Raw genomic sequence first — 25324 nt, forward strand, 5'->3', positions numbered from 1 at the left:
GACGTGCACCCCCTTGAGGGAGGCGCTCTAGTTTCACTTGCGAAGCGGATACCGCATGCCAGCAAGGACACAGGATCATGTGCATCGGCTCATCGCGTCGATGAGCCCGGCGGAGAAGCGCTATTTCAAGCTTCACGTCGCCCGCGGCGGGCATGAGCACGGCAACCAGGAGCTGCTCTTCAATGCCATTGCTGACATGGAGCGTTACAACGAGGAAGCGCTGATCGATCGATTCCAAGGAGAACCCTTTACCCGCCATTTCGCCATCACTAAGCGGCGCCTGTACGAAGCCATCCTGCACAGCCTTGAGGCCTTCCATGCGGAGAGCTCCGTTGATGCGCGAATCCATCGGCACCTGCACCAGGCGGAGATCCTGCACCAGCGCGCGCTCTACGCGGATGCGCTGAAGGTGCTGCAGAGCGCGCGACGGCTAGCGCTGCGGCATGAGCGGCAGGCTTCGTTGGGGGCTGTGCGAGAATGGGAGCGTCGCTTGCTGGAATGCCGGAACTACAGCGGAATCGATGAAAAAGGAATCGATGCCATCGCCGTCGAGGACGATTCCGCCCGCCGTTCGCAAGCCGAAGTGGACCGCCTCTGGTCCATCAAGAGCAAGGTGTTCCTGCGCATGTATCATCAAGGCGCGGCGAGGGAATCGGAATCAACCGCCCGTATCCGGGAATTGCTGAGCGAGCCGCTGCTGCAGGATGGCGCCACGCTGCTATCCGCCCGTGCGCGATTCCTGCATCATCACATCCGAGCGGCTGCAGCATTCGCCTTGGGCATGAACCACGAATGCCGCGCGCAGCTCGTAGCCAATGCCGCACTTCTCGAGAGGGAGCGCGCCGCCTTCATGGACGAACCGAACTTGATCCTCGGCGTGATCAGCAACCTGGCCTATGTGACCGCCCAGTGCGGCCAATACCAGGAGGCGTTCGCGTTGCTGAAGCGTTTCCGCTCGCTGCCCGGCCAATGGGGCATGCCGGAGAACGACGACCTTGACCTGAAACTGTTCGCCACGACCACTAGCCTGGAGTTGAGCATGCATCTGCGGCTGGGCGAAGCAGCGAAAGCAGTTGAGCTGATCCCGGTGGTGGAACGCGGCCTGCGCGATCATGCACAACGGCTTGGTCCGGTGCGGCGCGCGGTCCTTCAGTACGAATGCGCCTATGCCCTCTTCTGCTCGGGCCAGCTTGAAAAGGCGCTGCGCTGGACCAACGCGTTGCTGAACGCCGCGCGGCACGACGACCTCAGCGATGTGAGCTGCTTCACCCGTCTCATGCACCTGCTGCTGCTATACGATTGCGGCAAGCGCGAACTGCTCGCTTACGCGCACCGGAACACGGAGCGTTTCATGAAGCTCCACGGGCGGAAGCATCGCTTCGAGCCGCGCCTGCTGAGGCTGATCGCGCAGCTGACGCAAGCGCGCGGCGAGGATGATGCGCGGGCCAGGCTCACCGCCTTCCGCGATGATGCGCTGGTCCTTCTTGACGACCCGATGGAGCGCGGCGTGCTCGACTACATGGATCCAGTGGCATGGGCCGAAAGCAGATTGACCGGATCGCCTTTCGCGGATTGCATCCGCGAAAGGGCAAAGCGCATGGGACGGGCGGCTTAGGCCTTCTTCATGAACGCATCCCAGCCCTGCGCGCGCAGCTCGTGCTGCCCGCCCTGCTTATCCACGAGCTGATGACCGCTGGCTTCATCGGTCATGTGGCCCACCACGGTCAGGCTGGGGTTGCCCTTCACCTTCTCGTAATCGGCTTGAGCGATGGTGAATAGCAGTTCGTAATCCTCACCGCCATTGAGCGCGCATGTGGTGGGGTCGAGGTTGAAGTCGCGGGCGGTCTGGTACGTGGCCGGGTCGATCGGGATCTTCTCGTCGTAGATCTTCACGCCAAGGCCGGAGCTGAGCGCGATATGGATGGACTCGCTGGCGAGTCCATCGCTGATGTCGATCATGCTGGTGGGCCTTACCCCCAATTTCCGCAGCAAGGCGATGATGTCCTTGCGCGCTTCAGGTTTCAGCTGGCGCTCCAGGATGTACTCATGGCCGGTGAGCTCCGGCTGAGCGCCTGTCTCGGTGAACACGGCCTTTTCACGTTCCAGCACCTGCAGGCCCATGTATGCGCCTCCGAGGTCGCCGCTCACCACGAGCAGGTCGTTTTCCTTGGCGCCGTTGCGGTACACGAGTTCCTCCGGCTTGGCCGATCCAATGGCGGTGATGCCGATGACCAGCCCGCTCCGGCTGCTGCTCGTATCTCCGCCCACGAGATCGACGCCGTAGTTCTTGCACGCCAGCAGCATGCCCGCGTACAGTTCGTCCACGGCCTCCACCGGGAACCGGTTGCTGAGGCCCAGCGCCACCGTGACCTGCCGTGGCTCAGCGTTCATGGCGTACACATCGCTGAGGTTCACCACCACGGCCTTGTAGCCCAAGTGGCGAAGCGAAGCATAGCCCAGGTCGAAGTGCACGCCCTCAAGGAGCATGTCAGTGGTGACCACTTGGTGCAGCCCTTGCGGGTCGATCACGGCGGCGTCATCGCCAATGCCCTTGATGGAGCTGGTGTTGTGCAACCGGATGCGCGAGGCGATGCGCTCGATGAGGCCGAATTCGCCGAGGGCGGAGAGCTCGGTGCGGGAGGGGGTGTCTGACATCGGGCGCGAAGTTCCGTTTTCGGCACGTGTTCGCGCACCATACCTTCTGGGGCCCGCGATCGACGGGGAAAGCGTCAATCTACTCATGTACCTCAACTGCCACAGCTGGTTCAGCTTCAAGCACGGCGTGATGAAGCCGGAGGCGCTGCTTGAAGAAGCGGCGAAGGCCGGTGTGCGCTCCTTCGCGCTCACCGACATCCATTGCTCAGCGGGCATCCCCGACCTCGTGCGCGATGCGCAGCAGCGGTTCGGCATCCGGCCTGTCGCGGGCATCGAGTTCCGGCAGGGCGCGCGGCTGCTCTACATCGGCATCGCGAAGAACAACAACGGCTTCCAGCGGCTGAACGAATTGCTGAGCCCGCACTTGCTGGATGACGAGGCGATCCCGGAGCGCGCGCCGGAGCTGGATGATGCGTTCTTCATCTACCCGTTCGCGCATGCGCCGGAGCAATTGAAGCCCAATGAGCGTGTGGGCGTGAAACCCGGCGAGCTCACGCGCCTGCCTTTCTCGCCTTGGGCGAAGCGCACGCAGGACCTGGTGGCCCTGATGCCGGTGACGCTGCGCAACAAGAGCGATCACAACGTGCATCGCCTGCTGCGCACCGTGGCGAAGAACACCGTGTTGAGCATGCTGCCGAAGGAGGAATTGGCCGGACCCGATGAGTGCTTCCGCAGCGAGGAGGAAGCGCGCCGCATCTACCGCGAATGGCCGCAACTGCTGGGGAACGCTGAACGCCTGCTGGAGCAATGCAGCATCGCCTTCGATGGCAGCGACAAGACGCGCGCGGCCTTCACCAGCGATCTGCGCGCCGACCGGGAGAAGCTGCATCGCGATGCGCGTGAGGGCCTGCGCTACCGCTACCCGGAGGTGACGCCGAAGGTGCTGGCGCGCATGCACCACGAGCTGGACGTGATCGAGCGCATGGGCTTCATCAGCTACTTCCTCATCAACCAGGACATCGTGGACTACGCGCGCAGCCGGGGCTTCTTCCACGTGGGGAGGGGCAGCGGCGCCAACAGCCTGGTGGCCTATTGCCTGCGCATCACCGATGTGGACCCCATGGAGCTCGACCTCTACTTCGAGCGCTTCATCAACCCCGCGCGCAAGAAGCCGCCCGACTTCGACATCGACTTCAGCTGGAAGGACCGCGACGAAGTGTACCGCTACGTGTTCAACAAGTACAACACAGCCGATGGCCGTGCGGGCGGAATCCACGCCGCGCAGATCGCCACCTACACGACCTTCCAATGGCGCGGCGCCATCCGCGAGCTGGGCAAGGCCGTGGGGCTTCCGCCGGCGGAGATCGATGCGCTGAGCGAGGGCAGCCACGGCTACTACGCACGCGGGCGGCCGAGCAGCTACGCCAAGAGCGGCGAGCTGGACAAAGTGGCGAAAGCCGTGATCAGCTACAGCAAGCGACTCATCGGCATGCCTCACCACCTGGGCATCCATGCGGGCGGGATCGTGATCACGGAGAGGCCCGTCACGCGTTTCACGGCGCTGTTCCGTCCGCCGAAGGGATTCCCCGTGACGCAGATCAGCATGCTGGAATGCGAGGACATGGGCCTGCACAAGTTCGACCTGCTGAGCCAGCGCGGGCTGGGGCATATCCGGGATGCGGTGGAGCTGGTGAGTCAAGCTTCAAGCCACAAGGCTCAAGTCCCAAGCTTCAATGCCGGGGCGCATTCCCTTGAAGCTTGTGACCAGGAGCTTGAGCCTTGTGGCTTCCGCGCAGCGGTCGACATCCACGACATCCCGCGCTTCAAGCAGGATCCCGCCATCAAGGAGCTGTTGCGCAAGGGTGATACCATCGGCTGCTTCTATGTGGAGAGCCCCGCCATGCGCATGCTGCTGAAGAAGCTGAAGGTGGACGATTACCTCGGGCTGGTGGCGGCGAGCAGCATCATCCGTCCTGGTGTGGCGGAGAGCGGCATGATGCGCGAATACCTGCTGCGCCACAACGATCCCGAGCGCCGCAAGCTCGCGCCCAAACGCTTGCTGGAGATCATGCCCGAGACCTATGGCGTGATGGTCTACCAGGAGGATGTGATCAGGGTGGTGCATCTCTACGGCGGGCTGGACCTGGAGGAATCGGACACGGTGCGGCGCGGCATGAACATCCGCTACCGCGACCGGCCGGAGTTCAAGGTGGTGGAGCAGAAGTTCTTCGCAAACTGCAAGGCTTTCGGTTATCCGCCCGGAGAGGCCGAAGAGGTGTGGCGGCAGATCCAGAGCTTCGCCAGCTTCAGCTTCGCGAAGGGCCACAGCGCCAGCTATGCCGTGGAGAGCTACCAGAGCCTCTACCTGAAGGCGCACCATCCGCTGGAGTTCCTCGTGGGCGTGGCCAACAACTTCGGCGGCTTCTACCGAACGGAGTTCTACCTGCACGAGGCGAAGCGCGCGGGTGCTGTGATCGAGGCGCCGTGCGTGAACCGGAGTGAAGAGCTGTGCTCCTTGGTAAAAGACCGGCAGGTGAATGGTCAATGGCGAATGGCGAATGGAGGAGATCACCATACGCCAACTCCTATTCGCCATTCACCTCCTCCCCGCATCTTCCTCGGCCTCTCCAACATCAAGAGCCTTGAGGGCGACACCGTGCAACTGATCCTGAACGAGCGCCGCCGCCACGGCCCCTTCGCCGATCTGCAGGACCTCTTGAAGCGCGTGCCGCTGGGCATCGAGCAGGCGCGCATCCTCATTCGCGTGGGCGCCTTGCGCTTCACCGGCAAGAGCAAGCCGCAGTTGCTGTGGGACCTCACCCTGCTGCACCGCCCCGCTGCGGTCTCAAGCGATGGCGACCTCTTCATCACGCGCGTGGAGGAGCCCAAGCTGCCCGACCTGCAGTTCTACCCGCTCGCCGACGCCTACGATGAGCTGGAGCTGCTCGGCTTCCCGTTGTGCGATCCGTTCTCGTTGGTGGAGTGCGGCGAATGGTCGGTGGCGAATGGCGAATGGGAAATGCGCGCTCAGGCCCCATTCACCAACTCCCTTTCGCCATTCGCCTCTGCCCCTCAGTTCATCCTCAAGCGCGACATGGACAAGCACATCGGCCTGCGCGTGACGATGCTCGGCTACATGATCCACGTGAAGACCACCACCACGCAATCGGGGAGCTACATGAGCTTCGGCTCTTTCATCGACCCCGCGGGCGACTTCTGGGACAGCACGCAGTTCCCCAGCGTGGCGGAGCGCTTCCCGTTCCGTGGCCGTGGCGTGTACCGTTTGACCGGGGTCGTGGAGGAGGAATTCGGGCATTGCGCGCTGCGCACGGTCAGCATGGAGAAGCTGCCGTGGAAGCCGGATCCGCGGTATGGGGAGAAGTGAGCGGCTATTCCACCCGCTTGGTGTTGTCGTCCGGTCGGCTGTCGAAGAACAAGTGGTCCCGGTCGATCACCACGGCTTGCGGACGCTCCGGCACCGTGAAGGAGAACCGGTTCGCTCCGGTCCGTATCCGCTCGCGGCGCTGCGCCAATGGCTCGTCGTTCCGTGACTTATCGGCTTCCTCTCCAAGAACCGGCTTGGGTTCCACTGCGATGTCGATCCAGTCATGCATGGGCACCTCCGTCTCCCGACCGAGCGAATCAGCACGCACCTTCCGTCCATTCACCTCAATCTCCACGGTCCATGAGCTGTCCGTGTTCATCACTGCGCGTGCGCTGGTCAAGCTGTTGTCGTAGACGGTGATGTGCTTCAAGCCGTCCTCGAGCAGGTAGTCAAGGCTATCCGGCACCACGCGCTCCAGCTCGCGGTACAGGTCCAGCGCGGTGGGCCAGGGCGGCTCTGCGTAACCGAAGGTGTCCACTAGTGCGCGGAAGGCCTGGTTCAAGCTGTCCTCGCCCACGAAGTCGCGCAGGCAGTAGAGGATCACGCTCGCCTTGTTGTAGTGGATGTAGCCCTGGTTCTCCACCTGCAGGAGCGGCCGTTCGCCGATGGACTCGCTGCCACGCGCCTCCAGGTACTTGTCGCTCTCGTACTTGAGGAACTTGCGCATGTGCGCGCGGCCGTATTCACGCTCCATAACCATGAGCGCGCTGTATTGTGCCATGCTCTCGCTCAACAGGGTGCTGCCCTGCATGTCCGCACCGATCACCTGGTGGGCCCACCATTGGTGCCCCATCTCGTGCGCCACCACATAGAACACCATGTCGATGTCCTCATCGGCCGTGAGGTCGGTGATGAAGCCGATGCTCTCGCTGTACGGCATCGTGCCGGGGAAGGCCTGCGCGAACGAGGCGTAGCGCGGGAACTCGATGATGCGCGCCTGCTTGTGCCGGTACGGCCCGAAGTGCGCGGTGTAGTACTCCAGCGACTTGCGCATGGAGTTGAGCATGCGCGGAACGTTCACAGCGTGCTCCTTCTGGTAGTATACCTCCAGGTCCACATCATTCCATTTCTCGCGGGCCACTTCATAGCGCGCGCTCATGAAGGCATAGAAGTTCAGTGCCGGATGGTCCAGCTCGTAAGTGAAGAATCGCCTGCCCCCCGCCAGCCATTCCTTCTTCAAGGAGCCGGGCGCGATGGCGATCTGGTCCGGCGCGGTGCTGATGGTCGTGCGCACGGTCACCCAATCGCTGTGCTTCATCAGGTAATTGTGCATGCGCAGGGCGGGGTCATCCGTAAGCCCGGGCATGCGTTCGTTCGGAGGCAGGCCATGCTTTCGGCGATCAGCCTTGTCGGTGAGCTCGGCGCCTTCGTTGTAGCCCAGCGTGGGCAGCAGCTCCATATTGTTGAAGAAGCTGCCGTTCTGAACGATCGTGGTGCGGTCCGTCGCGTTCTGGATGCCCTTCCTGCGCCAGCTGCCCTTCACCTTGAACCGGAGTTCCGCCCCAGGAGCGAGCGGAGGACTGAGCCTGTACATGCGCTGGTCCAATTCCGTGTCATCGAGGACAACGGTCCCACCCGGCACCGTCATTTCCGCCTTCATTCCATCCGGCATGCTGAACCATACGGTATCCATGGGCAGCGCGCTCTTGTTCCGCAGCACGGCCTCGATGCCGTATTCGATCGCGCGGGCCTCCGGATACAGGTCGATGGTGTAGGCCACATCGGTGAAATGCGGCTGCGGCATCGACGCGTAACGCTTGTATGTCTTCTCGTAATCCACCAGGAGCTCCTCCTGCTCGTCCTCCGTGGTGTATTCGTTCACCACCTTGGTCTGGTAGTATCCGAAACCCGCCAGGGTGATCCAAGCGACCGTCAGCACTAGGGCGAGCGGCTTGGCACCGCTCAAGCGCGCCTTGGCCGTGCGCCACCTCAAGGACCATGACGTGTCGTTGCCGCGTACGACGAAGAGGTAGGCCGCCAGCACGAGCAGCGCCGCGAAGACAAGCCAATAGCCCTTGAAGAAGAGCCAATTCCGCAGGAAGGGTGCCACGCCATTCATATCCGAGTAGCGCAGCCCCGGACTTCCGTTCAGCACCACCAGGTTGCTTTCCACGTCAGCGATGGTCCAAGCGAAGATGTTGAGCACCACGATGAGGATGAACAGAAAGAAGCCGAGGTACTTGTTGTTCACCAGCACGTGAACGAGCATGGCCAGCGCGGTGAAGAAGGCGAAGCCGAGCAAGGCCGGGATGATGTAGTAGGTCAGGTACACCATCGGCTGCAGTCGTGTGTATCCGTGCACCAGCTGCGTGACCATGCCGGCCGCCACGGCGAAGAGCAGCACCACGAGCACCACGCCCATCATCGCCAGCAGTTTGGCCAGCAGCGGAGTGCGCGTGGCCATGGGCAGGGCGTTCACGATGCCATCGATGCGCGGGTCGCGCTCCTTCCAGATCAGTTGACCCGAGTAGAAGGTGACGATGATGATCAGGTAGATGAAGAGCGAGCCCTGGATCATATCGATCACGGCGTAGGTGACCGGATAGGTCGTGTTGCCGTACATGCTCGTGACCAGGCTCAGCGACGCGATCAGCTGGAACACCCCGAGGATCATGATGATGATGAAGGGCGTGCTGCGCAGGATCCCTTTCAGGTCGGTCCAGAAGAGCGCGCGGAACTGGGCACGCCGCGCGGATCCCGTGTGCGACAAGCGCACCGTGGGCAGCGGTACGGTTGCGGCTGAGCGCGCTGGCGCAGCCTCCGGCTGGAGCATGGCCGCTTTCTGCTTGCGGTCCGTGAACGAGAAGCGCCAGTAGCCGAGGGCGAACACCCCTATAGACACGGCGATCCACACGATGCGGTTCCAGAGCAGCAGGCCATGGAACGGGATCCCCGCGGTGTTCTTCTGGTCCACGGTCCAGTACTGGGTCATCTCGCTGAGGGCAGTGGTGCCGAAGGGATCCAGCATGGCGGCCACGTTCTGGTTCTCCATGTCCTCCATCAGGCTGCTCGCGATGGAATAACCCACGAAGAGCACGATGGCCGTTACGAAGGAGGCCATGGTGCTTCGCTGCAGCACGGCCACGGCGAAGATGATGGCGGCCGAAAAGAGCACGTTCGGCAGACCCATCACCAAGAAGCCTTGCGCGTGCGCGAAGAGCGGATTGGGCCCCATGCGCAAGGGATCGACCCACGGCATGACGCTTCCCAGCACGATGCCGAGCGAGACGCCGATCAACGGCAGCGAAGCCACGAAGGCGCTGCCCATGAACTTGCCGATGAGATAGGCTGCCTTGCTCACCGGCGTGGAGAAGACGATCTGGGCTGTGTTGCTCGCGAAGTCGCGGATGGCGGTTCCGTTCACGAAGGCCGTGACCATGAGCAGCGCGAGGAAGGAGAGGATGCCATAGAACGTGTAGGTGACGTAGGGGGCGTTCTTCAGCACATTGCCCACGCCTCCGCCGATCTGCACGGCATCGGAACTGGTGGCGCCGAAGGTGAGCAGCGCGTTCACCAGCAGGAAGATGTAGACCATGGGCTGCCTGAGCCAATAGCGCACCTCGAAGAGGAACATACGGAGGATCATCGTGCGGCGGCTTCGAGGTTGCTCTTGTGGATCGCGCTGAAGAACACATCCTCGAGACCCGGCTCCGCAGGTGCGAAACCTTCGGCGGGCATGGCGTCATTCAGAAGGCGGATCACCGGCTTGCCCGCGATCAGCTTGTTGCTGATCATGCTGCCGCCTGCAGCGAAACCGTCCAGCTCGGCTTTGGTGATGGTCTTCTCCCAAACGCGGCCCTTGATCGCGCGCAGCGATTCGTCGGGCGGGCCCGCGAACAGCAGCTTGCCCCGGTTGATGATGGCCATGCTCGAGCAGAGCTCCCGCACATCCTGAACGATGTGCGTGCTGAGGATCACCACCACGTTCTCGCCGATCTCCGTGAGCAGGTTGTAGAAGCGGTTGCGCTCGCCGGGATCCAGGCCCGCCGTGGGCTCGTCCACGATGATGAGCTTGGGCTCACCGATCAAGGACTGCGCGATGCCGAAGCGCTGCTTCATGCCACCGCTGTACCCGCTCAAGCGACGCTTCCGGTGCTCCCACAGGTTCACCTTGTGCAGCAGCGATTCCACGAGCGATCTCCGTTCGCCCTTGTTCACCACGCCCTTCAGCAGGGCGATATGATCAAGCATCTCGTAGGCGTTCACGCGCGGGTACACCCCGAATTCCTGCGGGAGATAGCCGAGCACCTTGCGCACCTCATCCTTCTGTTCGAGCACATCGATGCCCCCCAGCATCGCGCTTCCGCTATCCGCTTCCTGCAAGGTCGCCAGGATGCGCATCAAGGTGCTTTTCCCCGCGCCGTTGGGCCCCAAGAGGCCGAACATGCCAGTCGGGATGGTGAGGCTGACATTGTCCAGCGCCTTCACGCCATTGCCGTAAGTCTTGCTGAGGCCAGTGATGGTGAGTTCCATGGTACGAGGGTGTCGCTAGGTGAATGGCGAAGCTTGACATTCAACTTGGGAATCATCCCCGGATCACATGAGCGGTCGAATGGCAAGGATGATGGTCGCACACGGGAGTCGCAGAGGGGCCTTGGAATAAGGCAACGTGAACCATAGCAAGCGTGTCTTCAGGTACAACCCATGCTCATGAGAAACGCCATACTCTTCTTCGCCCTGTTTTCGGCGGCTCTGCTCCATGCCCAGCAAGTCGATTGGCTCACGTCCGCACCGATGGCCTTCAGCCTGAATCCAGCCATGCCGGACCAAGCCCTCGCATCGGCGCCAGGCCGGCTGGTGGGCATGCGCACGGTGAGCAACTCGCTGATCTTTGGTCAAACCCTATACGGCGAAGTGGCGCTGGATGCGCTCGACCCCGTGACCGGTGGTGTGCTCCTGTCATGCCTCCTCGGCGATTCGGCCTCCGTGGGCGCTGCAGCCGTTGACGCGGCGGGCATCGCCTTTTTCACGGGCCGCTTCATGGGTGATGCGCTCGAGTTCTGCGATGGATCGCAATTGGCGGGGATCGGCGGCGATCCGCTCACCGAGAATCACTTCCTACTGGCCTGGGACCTCACGAGCGGTTCGGCGCTCTGGATGCGCAACCTCTCCATCTATTACCCTGAAGCTGCGGATGTCCCTTCATTGGCCATTGATCCCGACGGCAGCCTCTGGTTCATCATGCAGGACTTCTTCGATGGCCGCGTGGTGCGCGTGGATGCATCGGGCAACGATGCGGAGGTGCGTGACATCAGCGGGATCCGGCGCTTCGGCACCATCAGCTTCGATCCCTGGGGCGGCCTTTACGTGAGCGGTTCCTGTGAGAATGGCATGCTCACGTTCGGTGGGCAGGATTTCTCCGTAGAGAGCGGTGAGGGCTATAACATGTTCGTGCTACGGTACAAGCCGGACGGTACGGCGGGCTTCGCCGAGTTCGCGGATGATGTCACCTTCACGAATCCGACCGTCGTGGCCACGACCGATGGGCATGCCTACCTCGCGGGTGACCTCTTCCTGCAAGGCACCGATTGGGGTGGCATAGTCTTCGGAGGACCGAATTGGGTGTACGACGTCTTCCTCGCCAAGCTCGATAGCACCGGGCAATTCCTGTGGGGCTTGCAAAGCGCACCGTCGGGAGGCGCGATCATCGGTGATATGCACCGGGCCAAGGGCCCTTGCGTCGCGGTCGATGCGAGCGACAACCCCTACTTCTTCGGCACCCTGCGCGGCATGGTGGATTGGGGCAATGGCGTGGTGAGCAATGGGCTCACCCTTGGCGCGCAGACCATGAGCGTCGTCGCCTTCGCGCAGGATGGCATTCCCCAATGGGCCGCAACCAGCACGCCTGGGCCCTTTCAGGAGTCACAAGCGATCACCGCGCTAGCCGAGACCGATGCGCTGCACTTCGCGGGGCACACCAATGGGACGCTTACGTATGGCGCGCACACCGTGAATGCCGGCGGACAGCAGGCGGCCATGGTCGGGCGCATCGGAGACCTGAGCACCGACCTTGGCGAGCTGGACTCCGAAGCTCATTTGAGCGCGTGGCCGAATCCAGTGCGCGGCACGCTCACGATCCAGGCAGCGGAACCACAAGCCGGCAACGTGATCAATGCCGCTGGACTGCACGTACGGTCGCTGAAGCTCCTGGCCGGAGTGAATGCGATGGATGTGAGCGGATTCGCCCCGGGCCTGTACCTGCTCCGCGGAAGCGAAGGCGCGCTGTTGAGGTTCATGGTGGAATGAACGCTGGACGCACGGCATTGAACCATTTTTGCCGGATGCGAAGGATCCTGATCCCATTCCTCTTCTTGCACTTGCCATTGTTCGCGCAGCAATGGAACTGGGCCGTCGATGCTGGCGGCGGCGGCAACACCGACTTTTGCTTCGGCATCGCCACGGACAGCCAAGGCAATGCCTATTGGGCTGGAAGCGTGAGCGGAACCGCCGATTTCGGCTGCGGCTCACTGGCATCCGGAACGACCATCGCCGGGGCGCTCGCGAAGTACGACAGCACGGGCGTGTGCCAATGGGTGCGCGGCATCACGGTCGGCTTCAACGACGCGTGGGCCTATGGCATCGCCATTGACGCCCAGGATCGGATCTACGTCACCGGCAGCTACGACGGCAATGCCGACTTCGGCAACGGCATCATGCTGAACAGCCTGGGCGGCGACGACATCTTCCTGGCGCGCTACGATGCGGATGGCAACTGCCTTTGGGCGCACAGGGCCGGCAGCAGCGGGTCGAACGATGAGGCCCGCGGCGTAGCGGTCTCCGATGACGGCGGCGTATTCATCACGGGAGTCAGCGGTGGCGCCACCATCAACTTCGATGCGATCAGCATCCCGAACGCGAGCAATTGGCGGCAGATCATCTTGGCGCGCTACGACAGCACAGGCACGGTGCAATGGGCGAAGGCGAGCACCGGCAACGGCCAGGGGAAATCGGCCCGTGCCATCAGCATCGCGAACGACCGCCTGTACATCACGGGGTGGCTCAGCTTCACGGCCGCCGCTTTCGATGGGCTCGCCATCACCACGGATGCCATCGCTTCCAAGCTCTACGTGCTCGCCTGTGACCTTGATGGCGACGCCCTTTGGGCGAGGGCCTATGGTTCCGGCGAGCATGAAGGCATGGGCATCGCTGCCGATACGCTGGGCAACGTGTTCGTGAGCGGCCGCATGTGGGGCGCGCTGTACCTGCCCGATGACACGCTGAACTCCGTCTCCGCCAACAACGACATCCTCCTCATGGGCCTGGATACGGCGGGCACCTTCCGTTGGGCCATGAGCACGGGTTCCGCACAGAACGATGTGGCCTACGGCGTGGCAGCGGACGGCCTGGGCAACGCCTATGTGAGCGCGCAATTCCTGCAGACCATCGACTTCTTCGGCACCCCGCTCACCGCGCTCGGCAGCGAGGACCTGCTCGTGGCGCGTGTCACCAACTGGGGCGATATCTCGTGGGTGAAGCAAGGCGGCGGCTTCATGCGCGACATCGGCCTGTGCGTGCACCGCAGCACCGCGGGCTCGAATCCGGTCTATGTGGGGGGCTACTACTTCGGGCCGGCCACCTACGGCGGCAGCACCATAGACGATGTTCAGAACGGTGACGCGATGATGATCCAGCTATCCGATACCACCCTTGTGGACATCGTCACCGCCGCGCCGTGGAGCGAACGCGATGCGGAGGTCCTCTTGTTCCCCTCGCCCGCGGGTGATCGCATCACGCTGCGCACCGCGCGGCCGATCGTGCGGATGCAGGTCGTCTCTTCGTTCGGGTGCATCGTGCCGGTGCAGTACGATGCGAGCGGCAACATCGATGTGCGGCACCTTTCACCTGGGCTTTACTTCCTGTGTGCCGCGCTGGATGATGGCAGCATGTTCAACGAGGCGTTCGTGAAGGACTAGCTCCTCCTGTTCGCCAGCAGCACCGGCGCCTGCCCATCGAACGGGTCGTCCATCCTTCCGATGCTGCGCGCCCCCATGCCGGCCGCGCGCATCACGGTGCGGTCGCCGAAGCGCTTGCGGATCCTGTCCATCGCCTGGTAGAGGTTCATGGCCTCCTCGGTATCCGTGAAGGCATCCATCTGGTGGCCGCCGCCAACCAGGTGCGAGAAGCGCACGCCGATCAAACGGATGCGCTGCCGCCGATCGTACAGCGTGCGGAAGAGATCCTGAACGATCGGCAGGATGATGTGGTCGCAGGCCGTGTAGCCGATGCGCTGCTGCTTCAGGTGCGTGTTGAAATCGGCGTAGCGGATCTTCACCGCCACGCAACTGGTGAGCTTGCTGCCCTTGCGCAGTTGGAAGGCGAGGCTCTCGGCCATGGCGGTGAGCATGCCCTTCAGCTTCACCACATCGATGGTGTCGCGCTCGAAGGTGCGCTCCGTGCTGATGCTCTTGCGCTCGTGCCACGCGATCACTGGACTGTCATCGATCCCGTTGGCCTTGCGCCAGAGCATGGGGCCATGCTCGCCCAGCAGGCGTTGCATCAGGTCGATCGGCAGCTCCTGCATGGTGTGGATCTTCGCCACGCCCATGCTGCGCAGCAGGTGCGCGGTCTTCTCGCCCACGCCGGGGATGCGCTCGATCGGCATCGGTGCCAGGAAGGGCTTCTCCGTGCCGCGCTCCACGTACCATTCGCCCGGGCCGTGCTTCGCCTCGCCGGTGGCCACCTTGCTCACCGTTTTGTTGATGCTCATGCCGAAGCTGTTCGGCAGGCCGCTCTCTTTGATGATGCGTTGCCGCAGCTCCGCCGCCAGCTTGCGGCTGCCGTGGAACTTGTCGGTGCCGCTCAGGTCCGCATAGAACTCGTCCACGCTGCTCTTCTCGAACAGCGGCACATGCGCGCGGATGATCTCGGTCACCTCGTCGCTCTTCTTCAGGTACGCGCCGCTATCGCCGCGCAGGATGATCGCCTCCGGGCACAGCTGCTTGGCCATCTTCATCGGCATCGCGCTGCGCACGCCATAAGCCCGCGCCTCGTAGCTGCAACTGGCCACCACGCCGCGGTCGCTGTCGGCGCCGATCAGCACGGGCTTGCCGTTCAGCTTCGGCTCGCGCATGCGTTCCACCGAAACGAAGAAGGTATTCAGGTCGAGGTGCAGGATGGTTCGTTCGCTGTTCTTCATTCTGCATTCTTCATTTTGCATTCTTCATTCTCCGATCGGCGCCGGGTCATGTCGGCACTCCCGGCTCAGGGCCGGGATGACGGGGTCGACTCTACAGGTGCTTCGATCAATGTGTGTGTTCTGGCCGCCTGCGGGCTGTCCGCTTCAGCTGCCTCGGCTCAGCGGGTGCGGTTGCCATTCCGGGCGCTTCCTCCGGTCGCGTCCTCATTCGGCATCGCACCTGCGCTTCGCCTTCGGCAGGCTATCGCTCCCATCCCTGGCGGGCTGACGCATATCCCGTCGATCCTGTGGCCAATAATGTAGCGCGTCAAGCCATGCGCTCCGTCACCCGAACCTCTTGCCCGCCTCGCTGTTCACCTTCGCCATCGCAAGCCCAGCGCCTACCTTTGCCTCAGAACACTGTTTAGACCGTTTCTAAACAATTGGCACCCATGATCAAAGTCTCCGAGCCCGCTAAGGCGGAAGTCATCAAACTCCTTGGGCAAGAGGGCCGTGGCCCCGACCACTTTGTGCGCGTAGGTGTGAAGGGCGGCGGCTGCTCCGGCCTGATGTACGACCTGGACTTCGACAACGAGATGAAGGACGGCGATAAGGTCTTCGAGGACAATGGCGTCAAGGTGGTGGTTGACAAGAAGAGCCTGCTCTACCTGCTCGGCACCACCCTCGACTTCAGCGGCGGCCTCAACGGCAAGGGCTTCCAATTCGTGAACCCCAACGCCAACCGGACCTGCGGGTGCGGGGAGAGCTTCAGCATCTGAGGAAATAGCTGCAGAGAGAACCAAGATGAAATCTGACCGCAGCCACAGAAAGCAACCTCAGCGCCTCTGCGCCTCTGCGGCCAGTATTTGAGCCATGCCCCAAGACACCGACGACATCCTCCGCGAGGTCACCGAGAAGGAATACGCCTACGGTTTCGTCACGGACATCGAAAGCGAGAAGTCCGCCAAAGGCCTGAACGAGGACATCGTTCGCTTCATCAGCGCGAAGAAGAACGAGCCCGAGTGGATGCTGGAGTGGCGGCTCGAAGCCTACCGCTTGTGGCAGAAGATGGAAGAGCCCGAATGGGCCCATGTGCACTACCCCAAGATCGACTACCAGAACGCCTACTACTACAGCGCGCCCAAGAAGAAGCCCACGCTCAACAGCCTGGACGAGGCCGATCCCGAGCTGGTGAAGACCTTCGAGAAGCTGGGCATCTCGCTGGAAGAGCAGAAGCGCTTGGCCGGTGTGGCGGTGGACGTGGTGTTCGACAGCGTGAGCGTGAAGACCACCTTTAAGGAGACGCTGAAGGAGAAGGGCATCATCTTCTGCGCGTTCAGCGAGGCCGTGCACGAGCACCCCGAGCTGGTGAAGAAGTACATCGGCAGCGTAGTGCCGCGCACGGACAACTACTTCGCCGCGCTCAACAGCGCCGTGTTCAGCGACGGCAGCTTCTGCTACATCCCGCCGGGCGTGCGCTGCCCCATGGAGCTCAGCACCTACTTCCGCATCAACGAGGCCATGACCGGCCAGTTCGAGCGCACGCTGCTGATCGCCGACGAGGGCGCGTACGTGAGCTACCTCGAAGGCTGCACCGCCCCCATCCGCGACGAGCACCAGCTGCACGCCGCCGTGGTTGAACTCGTGGCCTTGAAGGACGCCGAGATCAAGTACAGCACCGTCCAGAACTGGTACCCCGGCGACAAGGAGGGTAAGGGCGGCATCTACAACTTCGTCACCAAGCGCGGCCTGTGCCTGGGCGAGCGCAGCAAGATCAGCTGGACGCAGGTGGAGACCGGCAGCGCCATCACCTGGAAGTACCCCAGCTGCGTGCTGAAGGGCGATAACAGCATCGGCGAGTTCTACAGCGTGGCGGTGACCAACAACCGGCAGCAGGCCGACACCGGCACCAAGATGGTGCACATCGGCAAGGGCACGAAGAGCACCATCGTGAGCAAGGGCATCAGCGCCGGCCTTAGCAACAACAGCTACCGCGGCCTGGTGAAGATCGGCCGTGGCGCGAAGGGCGCGCGCAACTTCAGCCAGTGCGATTCACTGCTGCTCGGCGACCGCTGCGGCGCGCACACCTTCCCCTACATCGAGAGCGAGAACCCGACCGCGATGGTGGAGCATGAGGCCACTACGAGCAAGATCGGCGAGGACCAGATCTTCTACCTGAACCAGCGGGGCATCGAAACGGAGAAGGCCGTGTCGTTGATCGTCAACGGATACTGTAAAGAGGTGTTGAACCAGTTACCGATGGAGTTCGCTGTTGAAGCCCAGAAGCTGTTGGCTGTAAGCCTTGAAGGATCTGTAGGATAGGAGTTTGGGCGTGCCCCCTCGCAAAAGCCTCGGGGTCGCGCTTTTCGCTGCTACTCCTCGCTCCTTCGTCGCTGCGGGGTATTCGCTTCAATCGCTCACGCAACCGTCCCGAATGATGTTCGCCACCATTTCAAAGATGCGCAGTACCTTGCCACAACAAACACCGGTGTCCATGCGCCTCCTTTATCTTTGGCCTTCACCTCTCTGAGCATCGCTGCCAGTGCTCAAGTTCCAGCTTACGTTCCGACAAATGGCCTTCAGAGCTGGTATCCGTTCAACGGAAACGCTAACGATGAGAGCGGCAACGGAAACAATGGTACAGTCAACGGCGCTGTGCTCACGACCAATCGCGTGGGTGCAGCGAATGCGGCATACTCGTTCAATGGTACCAGTTCGTTCATCAGCCTTTCGGGCAACACCGGCATCGTGAATGATGTTTCTCTGAGCTTTTGGATGAAACCGGTCAACACGGCTGACGGATATCTCCTGGATAGAGACATCTGCAATGCCGCCAATGATTGGGCAATCTATTGGTCAGACAACGGAGAGATCGGCTTGCGTTATGGAATGAATGGACCTGATTACTTCATTCAAGGCGTTAGCGCTAGCGTCGGTGCATGGCATCATGCTGTCGCCGTTAGAGATGTTACCGCAAGCGAACTGCGATTGTATGTAGATGGACAATTGGCAAGCACCATCACGTTCCCGGCTGGATCTTTCGTCAACACAGCTTTGCCAATCTTCGTTGGAGAGAGCAACTGCAACCCGAGTATCAATCCCAACTTCCTCGGCGACATCGATGACATTGGGATTTGGGACCGTGTGCTCTCACCCCAAGAGATTTTCAGCCTCTTCAATGGTCTAGGTCCATGCCTTTCCCCGACCGCGACGAGTTTGAGCGGTTTGAATACTTCGTACTTGACATCGGACCCACCTGCAGCCCTCGTTGGAACACCCTCGGGCGGAATCTTCATCGGTCCAGGCGTTTCCGAATCCACATTCACACCCTCAGTTGCCGGACCCGGAACGCACACTATCATCTATACCTATGTCGATGTGAACGGCTGCGTAAACTCTACGGGCCTTTGCACGAACGTTTCTCTTGGCATTGGCTTCAACGATGATGACCTACAGCTTCAAGGAGTACGAGTATTCCCCAATCCTGCAGACGGTCTGTTCAATCTCGAACTGGAACTCCAAGGAATGGTATCCCTGTTAGTTGTCGATAGTCGTGGCAGGCAGGTAATGAACCGAACGTTCATGGCTAATGGCAGCAAGACCCTTCACGTGGTTGACTTGAGCCAAGAGGCTTCGGGAACCTATTCGCTACGGGTGAACACCGACCAAGGCTCTTCTCAACAGTTGCTAGTGAGGCAATGACAGCCCAATCGAGCACTTGCTCTCACGAGGGATATCTCAAAGGCTTGCTGAGTGCTTTGAACCTGGACCGGCTCTCGTTCATTGAGGCCGAAACGAGAGTCCCGTCATTCGAGGTACATCGAGTGATTCCCGACGCCGTATTCGGGGTCGATTGGGTTGTTGAGCTTGAGGCAAGAACAACAAAGCAAGTTCGAGGTGTGATAACCGATCTGATGATACACCCTCGAAGAAAGAAGATGCTAATTGTTCTAGTTGAGCCAACTCAATCGAGCAGCAGGACTGCACAGTCGGTCGAAGCACACCTCTATCAGGTGGTCTCAAGGTTAGGTCTGAATCTCGACGATTGGTGTATCATCGGTCTAAGCCGGAATCAAGCACGAGATGAGCATCTGAGTATTCTCGAAGAGCGCTTTATCAAGGAAGGTATCCTTCTGGAATAGGCTTGCTAAGGACTACGCTCGAACCGTTGCTACGTTGGAGTGTTTTATTAGGGCTGTTGGAAGGCAGCGTGGGATGATTCCTTGTTGCTGATTCGCCGCCTTACCTATTCTGACCAGCCTCCATGTAGGACTCTCGGCCCGGAATCACCAGTCAGCGCGCCATCACGGTTTTCACCACGCCCAAAGCAGTCTTCACACGTGCATTCCGATTTCCGCTGATGATCGTGTAGGGCTTCTCCAGCCAGTCGAGCAGGGCCTTGTATTTCTCGAACAGCCGGTCGCGGTCGTGCGGGTTCTCGCGCTGTGGATCCGGCTCCCAAGGGATATCGGGCTTGCATAGCAGCCAGTGGTCGTACTGGCGCTTCTCGCTCTGCTCCAGGATCCAGGGGTGGCAGCGGCCGAACTTCTCCTCACTCCAGATGCGGATGGTGATCAGGTCCGTGTCGCACACCATGAGACCCTTGGATTGACTGCTGATCATCGCTTCGTTGCTGGCCTGTGCGCGGGCGATCTCCAACAGGTCAGCCTCCTCGTACGGCCTGTCCAGTCCATCGATGTACTCCCTGGCTGCTTCGCTCACGTACCAGGCACGCGCGCGCAGCATCAGCTCTTGGGCGAGCGTGCTCTTGCCGCTGCTCTCGGGTCCTACGATGGCGATCTTGGTCATGGCGTTTGGTCACGCGAAGTAACTTTCCATCACCCCTCGGGCAGCGCCCGTGCTGCGGCGGCTGTCAATGGGGTCAACGAAAGCCAGTCACATGAAGAACGCCTTTACCCTGTTTCTCTGTTTCGCAGTGTGCCAGGCCGCCAGCGCCGCGCTGCCGCCCTTTGCCTCGGCACCATTGAATGAGCACCTCCGCGAGGTGAATGCGCAGTGGGTAAAGCAGGACCCCGCTCCAGATGGAGGATTTGCAACCGCGGCCTTCGCGCATGAATCGGAGCGTATCCAGCGGCACCTCGTGATGGTTCGCGAGCGATTGCTGTTGCGGAGCACGATCAGCCTAACGGATGGTCAACGTGCCAATCGCGCGCATCTGCTCAAACGTTTAGCGGCATATGCAGAAGGCCGGCGCTTCCCGCAGAACCTGGTGATGGCGAAGCGCAATCCGGTCTTCATCGATCCGTTCAGCACCGCATGCGCCGTCGGCTGGCTCATGATCGAGAGCGGCCACAGCGACCTGGCAAAGGCCATTAGCGCCGGCTTCAATCTGGGCTATGTGCACGAGATCATCGCGGATCCGCGATTCGCGACGCCTGTTGCCGAATGGGCAAGCGCGCACGGCTTCACGGCCGACGAGCTCGCTTGGATACAACCGGGCTATCCGCCGTCATTGCCATGGCAGCCCTTTGGCGGCGGGGCGAATGGCGACGTCACAGTGCTGGAGAACCTGGCGAATGGCCACTTGCTGGTTGCAGGCGCGTTCACCGATGCCGGCGGAACCGCTGCGAACCACGTTGCGGTATGGAATGGGACCACCTTCGTTGCACTAGGCAATGGCCTTCAGGGCACCGTGAATTGCGCAGTGGAGTTCGAGGGCGACATCTATATCGGTGGAGCCATGCTGAATGGGTCCAACGATCTTGCGCGTTGGGATGGCGCGAGTTGGACGTTCCAGACGGTATTCGATGGCAAGTATCCGGTGGTGACCGCTCTGCACGTGCATAGCGGCGAGTTGCACGCAGCAGGCACCATTTCCGGATTCGCCGGGAGCACGGACCATGTGGCGCGATTGGAAAGCGGGCTATGGCAGCCGGTAGGAAGCGCGTTGAATGGCACCGTGCACGCGCTCGATACGCACGCCGGCCGCTTGGTAGCAGCTGGGGCGTTCACGGGCTTCGCTTATGACCCGCTTCCTTCCTTATCGCACGTGGCAGAACTGGAGGGCAATGAATGGAGCCAGCTCGCCGACGGACTGAACGCTACCGTGCGCGACCTGCTCAGCGTGGATGGCGTCCTGCATGCCGCGGGTGACCTGTTCGTGAACATAGCGCCTGTCTTCGGGATGGCGCGTGTGGCCGCAGGGGCCCCTTCATGGGAACAGATGATGCCGAGCCTTACGAACTACATGTTCCCGACCTTGGGAGTCCAGCGCATCGAGCGCATCGTGCATCACGAGGGGAGCATCTACTTCGTGGGCGAATTCGGGATCTCGAGCAGCATGATGCTGTTCGGATACAACGTGGGCCGGTGGGATGGGGTTGATGCGGTGGCTGAGCTCGCCGTGCCTGAGGCCGCCGTGCATGCAGCGGTTGTGCATGATGGGGAACTCGTGATCGGCGGCGCCTTCACCAATTGGCTGCCTCATCTGGCTGTGCTTGGTCTGAGCACCGGCATTCCTTCAGCGGGAGCGGGTCAAGCGATCCTCGCATCGCCGAACCCCGCGCGGGAGCATGTGCGGATCAGCGGATTGCCGGGCGTCGGCAAAGCACCTGTTGGCATCATCGATGCGGCAGGTCGTGAGCATCCCGTCGAGGCCACGCACATGGATGATGCGGTCGTGCTGAGTACCGCGGCGCTCGCTTCCGGCGCGTACACCGTCCGGATCATGACCGCCCAAGGACCTGCGACCGCGCGGTTCGTGAAGCAGTGATCGATTGGTTGTCAGGTGCGGAGGCGGCGCATTTCGCCGCCTCCGCACTTTTCCGGCCGTAGGGTGTTGCTTTGCGGCACATGGAGCGCTGGTACTACCTCGGCTTGGATCTCTTCAGCATCGCGTTCCCGTTGGCCGCCAGCTTCGAGCCGCGCATCGCCTATTGGCGCAAGTGGCGCGGCCTGTTCACCGGGATCGGTGTGATGATGGTCGTTTTCGTGGCATGGGATGCGGCCTTCACCGCGCATGGCGTTTGGGGCTTCAGCGACCGGTACACGCTCGGCGTGCGTTTCCTGGGCTTGCCGATCGAGGAATGGCTCTTCTTCGTGTGCGTGCCCTATGCCTGCGTGTACCTGTATGAGGTGATGCGCTATGCCTTGCGCAAGGATGTCCTCGGCCGCATCGCCGGCCCGCTGGCCATTGTGATGGCGATCGCGCTGTTGATCATCGGTCTGCTGAACCTTGATCGGTTCTACACGGCCATCACCTTCATCAGCGCTGCTGCCATGCTCGCGCTCCATGCGCTGGTGCTGCGCAGCGCCTACTTGGGCCGCTTCTTCATCGGCTATGCGTTGAGCCTTGTCCCGTTCTTCCTGGTGAATGGCGTCCTGACAGGGTGGCTATTGCCGGAACCCATCGTATGGTACGATGATGCCGAGAATCTCGGGATTCGCCTCGGCACCATTCCTGTGGAGGACAGCGTCTATCTGCTGTTCTTCCTTCTGCTCACGATCACCTTTCATGAACGCGCGCTCAAGCGTGCGCATGGTGATCGGGCGTGACCGTCAATTGAGCACATAGCGAGGCTCCTGCTCGGCATGGCGCTCACGGAACCAGCAGCTGATGCCGATGCGGAAGGCATGCTGCCAATCCGGCGACCCAGCCTCACGTGTTCGCGCCCTCGAGATCCAACTGGCCTCGATGCGCGTTGCGCTGGCCGGGTCGATGAGCCAGCCCGCGCGCAACTCGCCCTGGAACAGGGTGTACTCAAGCGCTTCGCCGATGCGGTAATTGTAGTTGCGGTAACCGTAGTTCGGCAGGTTCGGCCGGTCGCTCTCGGGTCGGAAGATGTTGTTGCCCCAGCTCTCGGTGGAATCACTGCCTAGCCAGGCCATGCTGCCCCGCAACGCATAGAGCATGCGCCCGCGCGACCATTCGATATGCCCTAGCGCTTCCTGGAAGTTCGAGCCGTAGGGATGGGCCAACGGCTGGCCGAAGTGCGCATAGTTCTGCCGCGTATCGCTGTGCGTGTACATGAAAGGACGCACCATGTTCCATTCGCCGCGCAGCGTGAGGCCATCCACCTTGAAGGCATTCCGTGCGACCACCCCCGCCTGCAGGGCCTGCTTGTTCGCGTACCAACCGTCGCCGGCACGCACTTCGCGCAAGAGGAACTCATCCAGCATCACTTGCGCATAGAACAGCGTGAAATGGCCGGCTTTCACGCTTGCGGAGAAGCCCAGCAGCGCATTGTCCGGAGACCCCTGCGCGAATTCCACAGGCCGGTAGAAGATGATGGGATTGAGGTAATTCACGTCAAAGCCGCGCGGGTACAGGCTGTCACCCTGGCTCCAGACGATGGCCTCGAAGAGCGCGAGGTTGATGCGGCGCGATGCGTTCACGCTGAGGTAGTGCATGCTCGCGTACTTCCGCTGGAAGCGCGACGGATCGCCCTGCGCGCCCCGTATGTCGTTCATCATCGTGAACAGGTTCACGTACTTGGCGCGCCATACCGAGGTGGTGATGCGCAGGTAGGGGTAGGCGCTGGCCTCATCGCTGAGGAAGAGCGAGCGGTGCCCTTCGCCGATGAAGTGCTTGCCGCGGCCGAGGGTGAAGTTGAAGTACTTGCCGGGGTCCCAGCTTGCATAGGCGTTCCAATCGCCATGGGTGAATGCGTTGCCTTCCTGAGTCGCGTAGCCTTCGCCGGCGCTCATCTGCGTGGCGCGCGCGAGGCTGTCCATGTAGCGCGGGTAGCGTTCGTTCCAAAGCTGTCCGCTCGCATGAAGCGTGAGGCGCTTCCCGATGTCGCCTTCGATCCAGGCACCGCCTCCGATGCGATGGGTGGCCACTTGCGCGGAATCCATGCCCATTCCGCCTTGCAGGTCGAATAAGGGGCCCCAACGGAATCGGCGGCCGTTCCGAGCGCCGGCCCATCGGTCCAGCGCAGGCATTGCGGCGTGCGGGCGCAACGTGTCCTTGGCATCGATGGCACGGAGGTCCTTTATGCGGTACGGCCGGATGCCGGTATGCACATCGGATTTCCAACGGCCCAGCTCCGCAGCGAATGGCCGCTCCACCTCACGGCTAACGGGCATCCAGCCTGCTTGCGCAGTGCATGCGCATGCGAGCAGCATCGCTTGAGCCGCGGCGCTCCATCTCATCCCTTGTTCGACTTGGGCCATGCGAAGGGCAGAAGCGCCAGCGCCAGCGCGGTGACGCCGAGCACCATCAGGCCGATGTTCGGGTGCCACTTCCGCGTCACCAAGCTGAGGGCGATGATTGCCAAGGCGTACAGGTATATGGAGAACGTGGTGCCGCGATGTCCCAAGCCGAGAGCGAGCAGCCGGTGGTGGATGTGGTTGCGGTCCGCAGCGAAAGGCGAGTTCCCCCGCGCCATGCGGACCACGAAGACACGCAAGGTGTCGACCAGCGGGTAGGCGAGCACGCTCATGGCGAAGATGGGTGTAGGCAATTGCTGCAGCTTCAAAGGCAGCTTGGCGGTATCGTGGTCCACCACCTTCATGGCCAATACGGCCAGGATGGCACCGATGATCAACGAGCCGCTATCACCCATGAAGACACGGGCCGGGTGCATGTTGAAGACCAGGAAGGCAGCCAGCGCACCGGCGAGCACGAAGGCCAGGAGCGCCAAGGCCACATCACCGGCGAGGTAGAGCCAGGTGCCGTAGGCGAGCGCGGCGATGAGCCCCACGCCGCCCGCGAGGCCGTCAACGCCATCGATCAGGTTCATGGCGTTCACCACCACCACGTACACGAAGAAGGAGAATGCGATGCTCACCGAAGGAGGGAGCTCATAGAAGCCCAGCACCCCATGCATATCGCTGATTCGGATCCCGGCCATGACCACCAGGATGTAACCGACGATCATGTGGCCGAATAGCTTCTTCACGGGTGAGAAGCCGATGATGTCATCCTTCACTCCGATGAAGAAGAGCAGGACCATGGCCGCGATCACGTGCTTGAAATCGCCGTAGGCGGCCCCCATCAGCCGATAGAGCTCGCGATAGCCCGCATCGGTTGTATCCAAGGCCTCTCCGCGCGGGAACCAGAGGGCGTAACTGAAGATGATGGCGGCGAAGATGATGATGCCGCCGATGGTGGGCACGCTGCGTTGATGAAGCTTGCGGTTCTCGCCGGGCTCGTCGACCAAGTGCTTCATGCGCGCCACCTTGATCAGTGAGGGCATGGTGAGCAGGACCACCGTGAATGCGGTGAGCGCGCTGAAGAGCAGGATTTGCTGGTGGGGGTTCACGCG

Annotated in this window: 16 protein-coding genes; 9 read left to right on the plus strand and 7 right to left on the minus strand. The window is 61.8% G+C overall.

The features are described from left to right. The first annotated feature begins 55 nt into the window (after nt 1-55). Nucleotides 56-1615, plus strand: a complete 1560-nt coding sequence (locus IPK70_16150; protein ID MBK8228695.1) for a hypothetical protein — start codon at nt 56-58, stop codon at nt 1613-1615. Here the strand turns inward: IPK70_16150 and thiL are convergent. Beyond that, the gene (thiL, locus tag IPK70_16155) at nt 1612-2655 is read right to left on the minus strand and encodes a thiamine-phosphate kinase (protein MBK8228696.1); all 1044 of its coding nucleotides are present in this window, start codon (nt 2653-2655) and stop codon (nt 1612-1614) included. The two genes, IPK70_16150 and thiL, sit on opposite strands and share 4 nt — an antisense overlap. An 85-nt stretch (nt 2656-2740) precedes the next feature. Here thiL and IPK70_16160 point away from each other — a divergent pair, with 85 nt between their 5' ends. Continuing rightward, a complete protein-coding gene (locus IPK70_16160) occupies nt 2741-5980 on the plus strand; it encodes a DNA polymerase III subunit alpha (protein ID MBK8228697.1) in 3240 nt (1079 codons plus the stop codon). Nucleotides 5981-5984: 4 nt separating this feature from the next. Here IPK70_16160 and IPK70_16165 read toward each other — a convergent pair whose 3' ends face one another. Next, entirely contained in the window at nt 5985-9566 is a 3582-nt protein-coding gene (locus IPK70_16165) for an ABC transporter permease subunit (GenBank protein ID MBK8228698.1), read from the minus strand. Then, on the minus strand, nt 9563-10453 hold the full coding sequence (locus IPK70_16170; GenBank protein MBK8228699.1) for an ABC transporter ATP-binding protein: 891 nt from the start codon (nt 10451-10453) through the stop codon (nt 9563-9565). Before IPK70_16170 ends, IPK70_16165 begins: the two co-directional genes overlap by 4 nt. A 177-nt stretch (nt 10454-10630) precedes the next feature. Here IPK70_16170 and IPK70_16175 point away from each other — a divergent pair, with 177 nt between their 5' ends. Beyond that, nucleotides 10631-12226 carry a hypothetical protein gene (locus tag IPK70_16175; GenBank protein MBK8228700.1) on the plus strand — a complete coding sequence of 532 codons (1596 nt, stop codon included), beginning with the start codon at nt 10631-10633 and terminating at the stop codon, nt 12224-12226. Between the two features lie 35 nt (nt 12227-12261). After that, entirely contained in the window at nt 12262-13893 is a 1632-nt protein-coding gene (locus IPK70_16180; protein MBK8228701.1) for an SBBP repeat-containing protein, read from the plus strand. On the opposite strand, the gene dinB is transcribed toward IPK70_16180, so the two are convergent. Next, nucleotides 13890-15116: a DNA polymerase IV gene (gene dinB, locus IPK70_16185; GenBank protein ID MBK8228702.1), complete on the minus strand. Its 1227-nt coding sequence runs from the start codon at nt 15114-15116 to the stop codon at nt 13890-13892. The genes IPK70_16180 and dinB overlap by 4 nt on opposite strands. A gap of 431 nt (nt 15117-15547) precedes the next feature. On the opposite strand from dinB, the gene IPK70_16190 reads away from it, so the two are divergent. The 3 genes from IPK70_16190 (at nt 15548) to IPK70_16200 (ending at nt 18797) form a co-directional block, all read left to right on the plus strand. After that, nucleotides 15548-15874 carry an iron-sulfur cluster assembly accessory protein gene (locus IPK70_16190; GenBank protein MBK8228703.1) on the plus strand — a complete coding sequence of 109 codons (327 nt, stop codon included), beginning with the start codon at nt 15548-15550 and terminating at the stop codon, nt 15872-15874. A 94-nt stretch (nt 15875-15968) separates the two neighbouring features. After that, on the plus strand, nt 15969-17417 hold the full coding sequence (sufB, locus tag IPK70_16195) for a Fe-S cluster assembly protein SufB (GenBank protein ID MBK8228704.1): 1449 nt from the start codon (nt 15969-15971) through the stop codon (nt 17415-17417). A gap of 189 nt (nt 17418-17606) precedes the next feature. Further along, nucleotides 17607-18797, plus strand: coding sequence for a T9SS type A sorting domain-containing protein (locus tag IPK70_16200; protein MBK8228705.1), 1191 nt, complete (start codon nt 17607-17609; stop codon nt 18795-18797). 591 nt (nt 18798-19388) lie between these two features. On the opposite strand, the gene IPK70_16205 is transcribed toward IPK70_16200, so the two are convergent. Further along, nucleotides 19389-19904 carry an ATP-binding protein gene (locus IPK70_16205; GenBank protein ID MBK8228706.1) on the minus strand — a complete coding sequence of 172 codons (516 nt, stop codon included), beginning with the start codon at nt 19902-19904 and terminating at the stop codon, nt 19389-19391. Between the two features lie 91 nt (nt 19905-19995). Between IPK70_16205 and IPK70_16210 the strand changes: the two genes are divergently transcribed. After that, nucleotides 19996-21828, plus strand: coding sequence for a T9SS type A sorting domain-containing protein (locus IPK70_16210; GenBank protein MBK8228707.1), 1833 nt, complete (start codon nt 19996-19998; stop codon nt 21826-21828). A gap of 80 nt (nt 21829-21908) precedes the next feature. Next, on the plus strand, nt 21909-22610 hold the full coding sequence (locus tag IPK70_16215; GenBank protein ID MBK8228708.1) for a lycopene cyclase domain-containing protein: 702 nt from the start codon (nt 21909-21911) through the stop codon (nt 22608-22610). 3 nt (nt 22611-22613) lie between these two features. Here the strand turns inward: IPK70_16215 and IPK70_16220 are convergent, their stop codons facing one another. Both IPK70_16220 and IPK70_16225 read right to left on the minus strand, forming a co-directional pair. Further along, the gene (locus tag IPK70_16220; protein MBK8228709.1) at nt 22614-24230 is read right to left on the minus strand and encodes a hypothetical protein; all 1617 of its coding nucleotides are present in this window, start codon (nt 24228-24230) and stop codon (nt 22614-22616) included. Further along, complete coding sequence (locus IPK70_16225; GenBank protein MBK8228710.1) at nt 24206-25321, minus strand: undecaprenyl/decaprenyl-phosphate alpha-N-acetylglucosaminyl 1-phosphate transferase; 1116 nt, start codon at nt 25319-25321, stop codon at nt 24206-24208. Before IPK70_16225 ends, IPK70_16220 begins: the two co-directional genes overlap by 25 nt. Nucleotides 25322-25324: the final 3 nt, after the last annotated feature.

The sequence above is a fragment of the Flavobacteriales bacterium genome, from assembly GCA_016712535.1.
Classification (GTDB): Bacteria; Bacteroidota; Bacteroidia; order Flavobacteriales_F; family PHOS-HE28; genus PHOS-HE28.

Coding starts and splice junctions, on each gene's coding strand:
- IPK70_16170 (MBK8228699.1), bottom strand. CDS start 10,453: ATGGAACTCACCATCACTGGCCTCAGCAAGACTTACGGCAATGGCGTG.
- IPK70_16150 (MBK8228695.1), top strand. CDS start 56: ATGCCAGCAAGGACACAGGATCATGTGCATCGGCTCATCGCGTCGATG.
- IPK70_16190 (MBK8228703.1), top strand. CDS start 15,548: ATGATCAAAGTCTCCGAGCCCGCTAAGGCGGAAGTCATCAAACTCCTT.
- thiL (MBK8228696.1), bottom strand. CDS start 2,655: ATGTCAGACACCCCCTCCCGCACCGAGCTCTCCGCCCTCGGCGAATTC.
- IPK70_16205 (MBK8228706.1), bottom strand. CDS start 19,904: ATGACCAAGATCGCCATCGTAGGACCCGAGAGCAGCGGCAAGAGCACG.
- IPK70_16175 (MBK8228700.1), top strand. CDS start 10,631: ATGAGAAACGCCATACTCTTCTTCGCCCTGTTTTCGGCGGCTCTGCTC.
- IPK70_16160 (MBK8228697.1), top strand. CDS start 2,741: ATGTACCTCAACTGCCACAGCTGGTTCAGCTTCAAGCACGGCGTGATG.
- sufB (MBK8228704.1), top strand. CDS start 15,969: ATGCCCCAAGACACCGACGACATCCTCCGCGAGGTCACCGAGAAGGAA.
- IPK70_16210 (MBK8228707.1), top strand. CDS start 19,996: ATGAAGAACGCCTTTACCCTGTTTCTCTGTTTCGCAGTGTGCCAGGCC.
- IPK70_16215 (MBK8228708.1), top strand. CDS start 21,909: ATGGAGCGCTGGTACTACCTCGGCTTGGATCTCTTCAGCATCGCGTTC.
- IPK70_16165 (MBK8228698.1), bottom strand. CDS start 9,566: ATGATCCTCCGTATGTTCCTCTTCGAGGTGCGCTATTGGCTCAGGCAG.
- dinB (MBK8228702.1), bottom strand. CDS start 15,116: ATGAAGAACAGCGAACGAACCATCCTGCACCTCGACCTGAATACCTTC.
- IPK70_16180 (MBK8228701.1), top strand. CDS start 12,262: ATGCGAAGGATCCTGATCCCATTCCTCTTCTTGCACTTGCCATTGTTC.
- IPK70_16220 (MBK8228709.1), bottom strand. CDS start 24,230: ATGGCCCAAGTCGAACAAGGGATGAGATGGAGCGCCGCGGCTCAAGCG.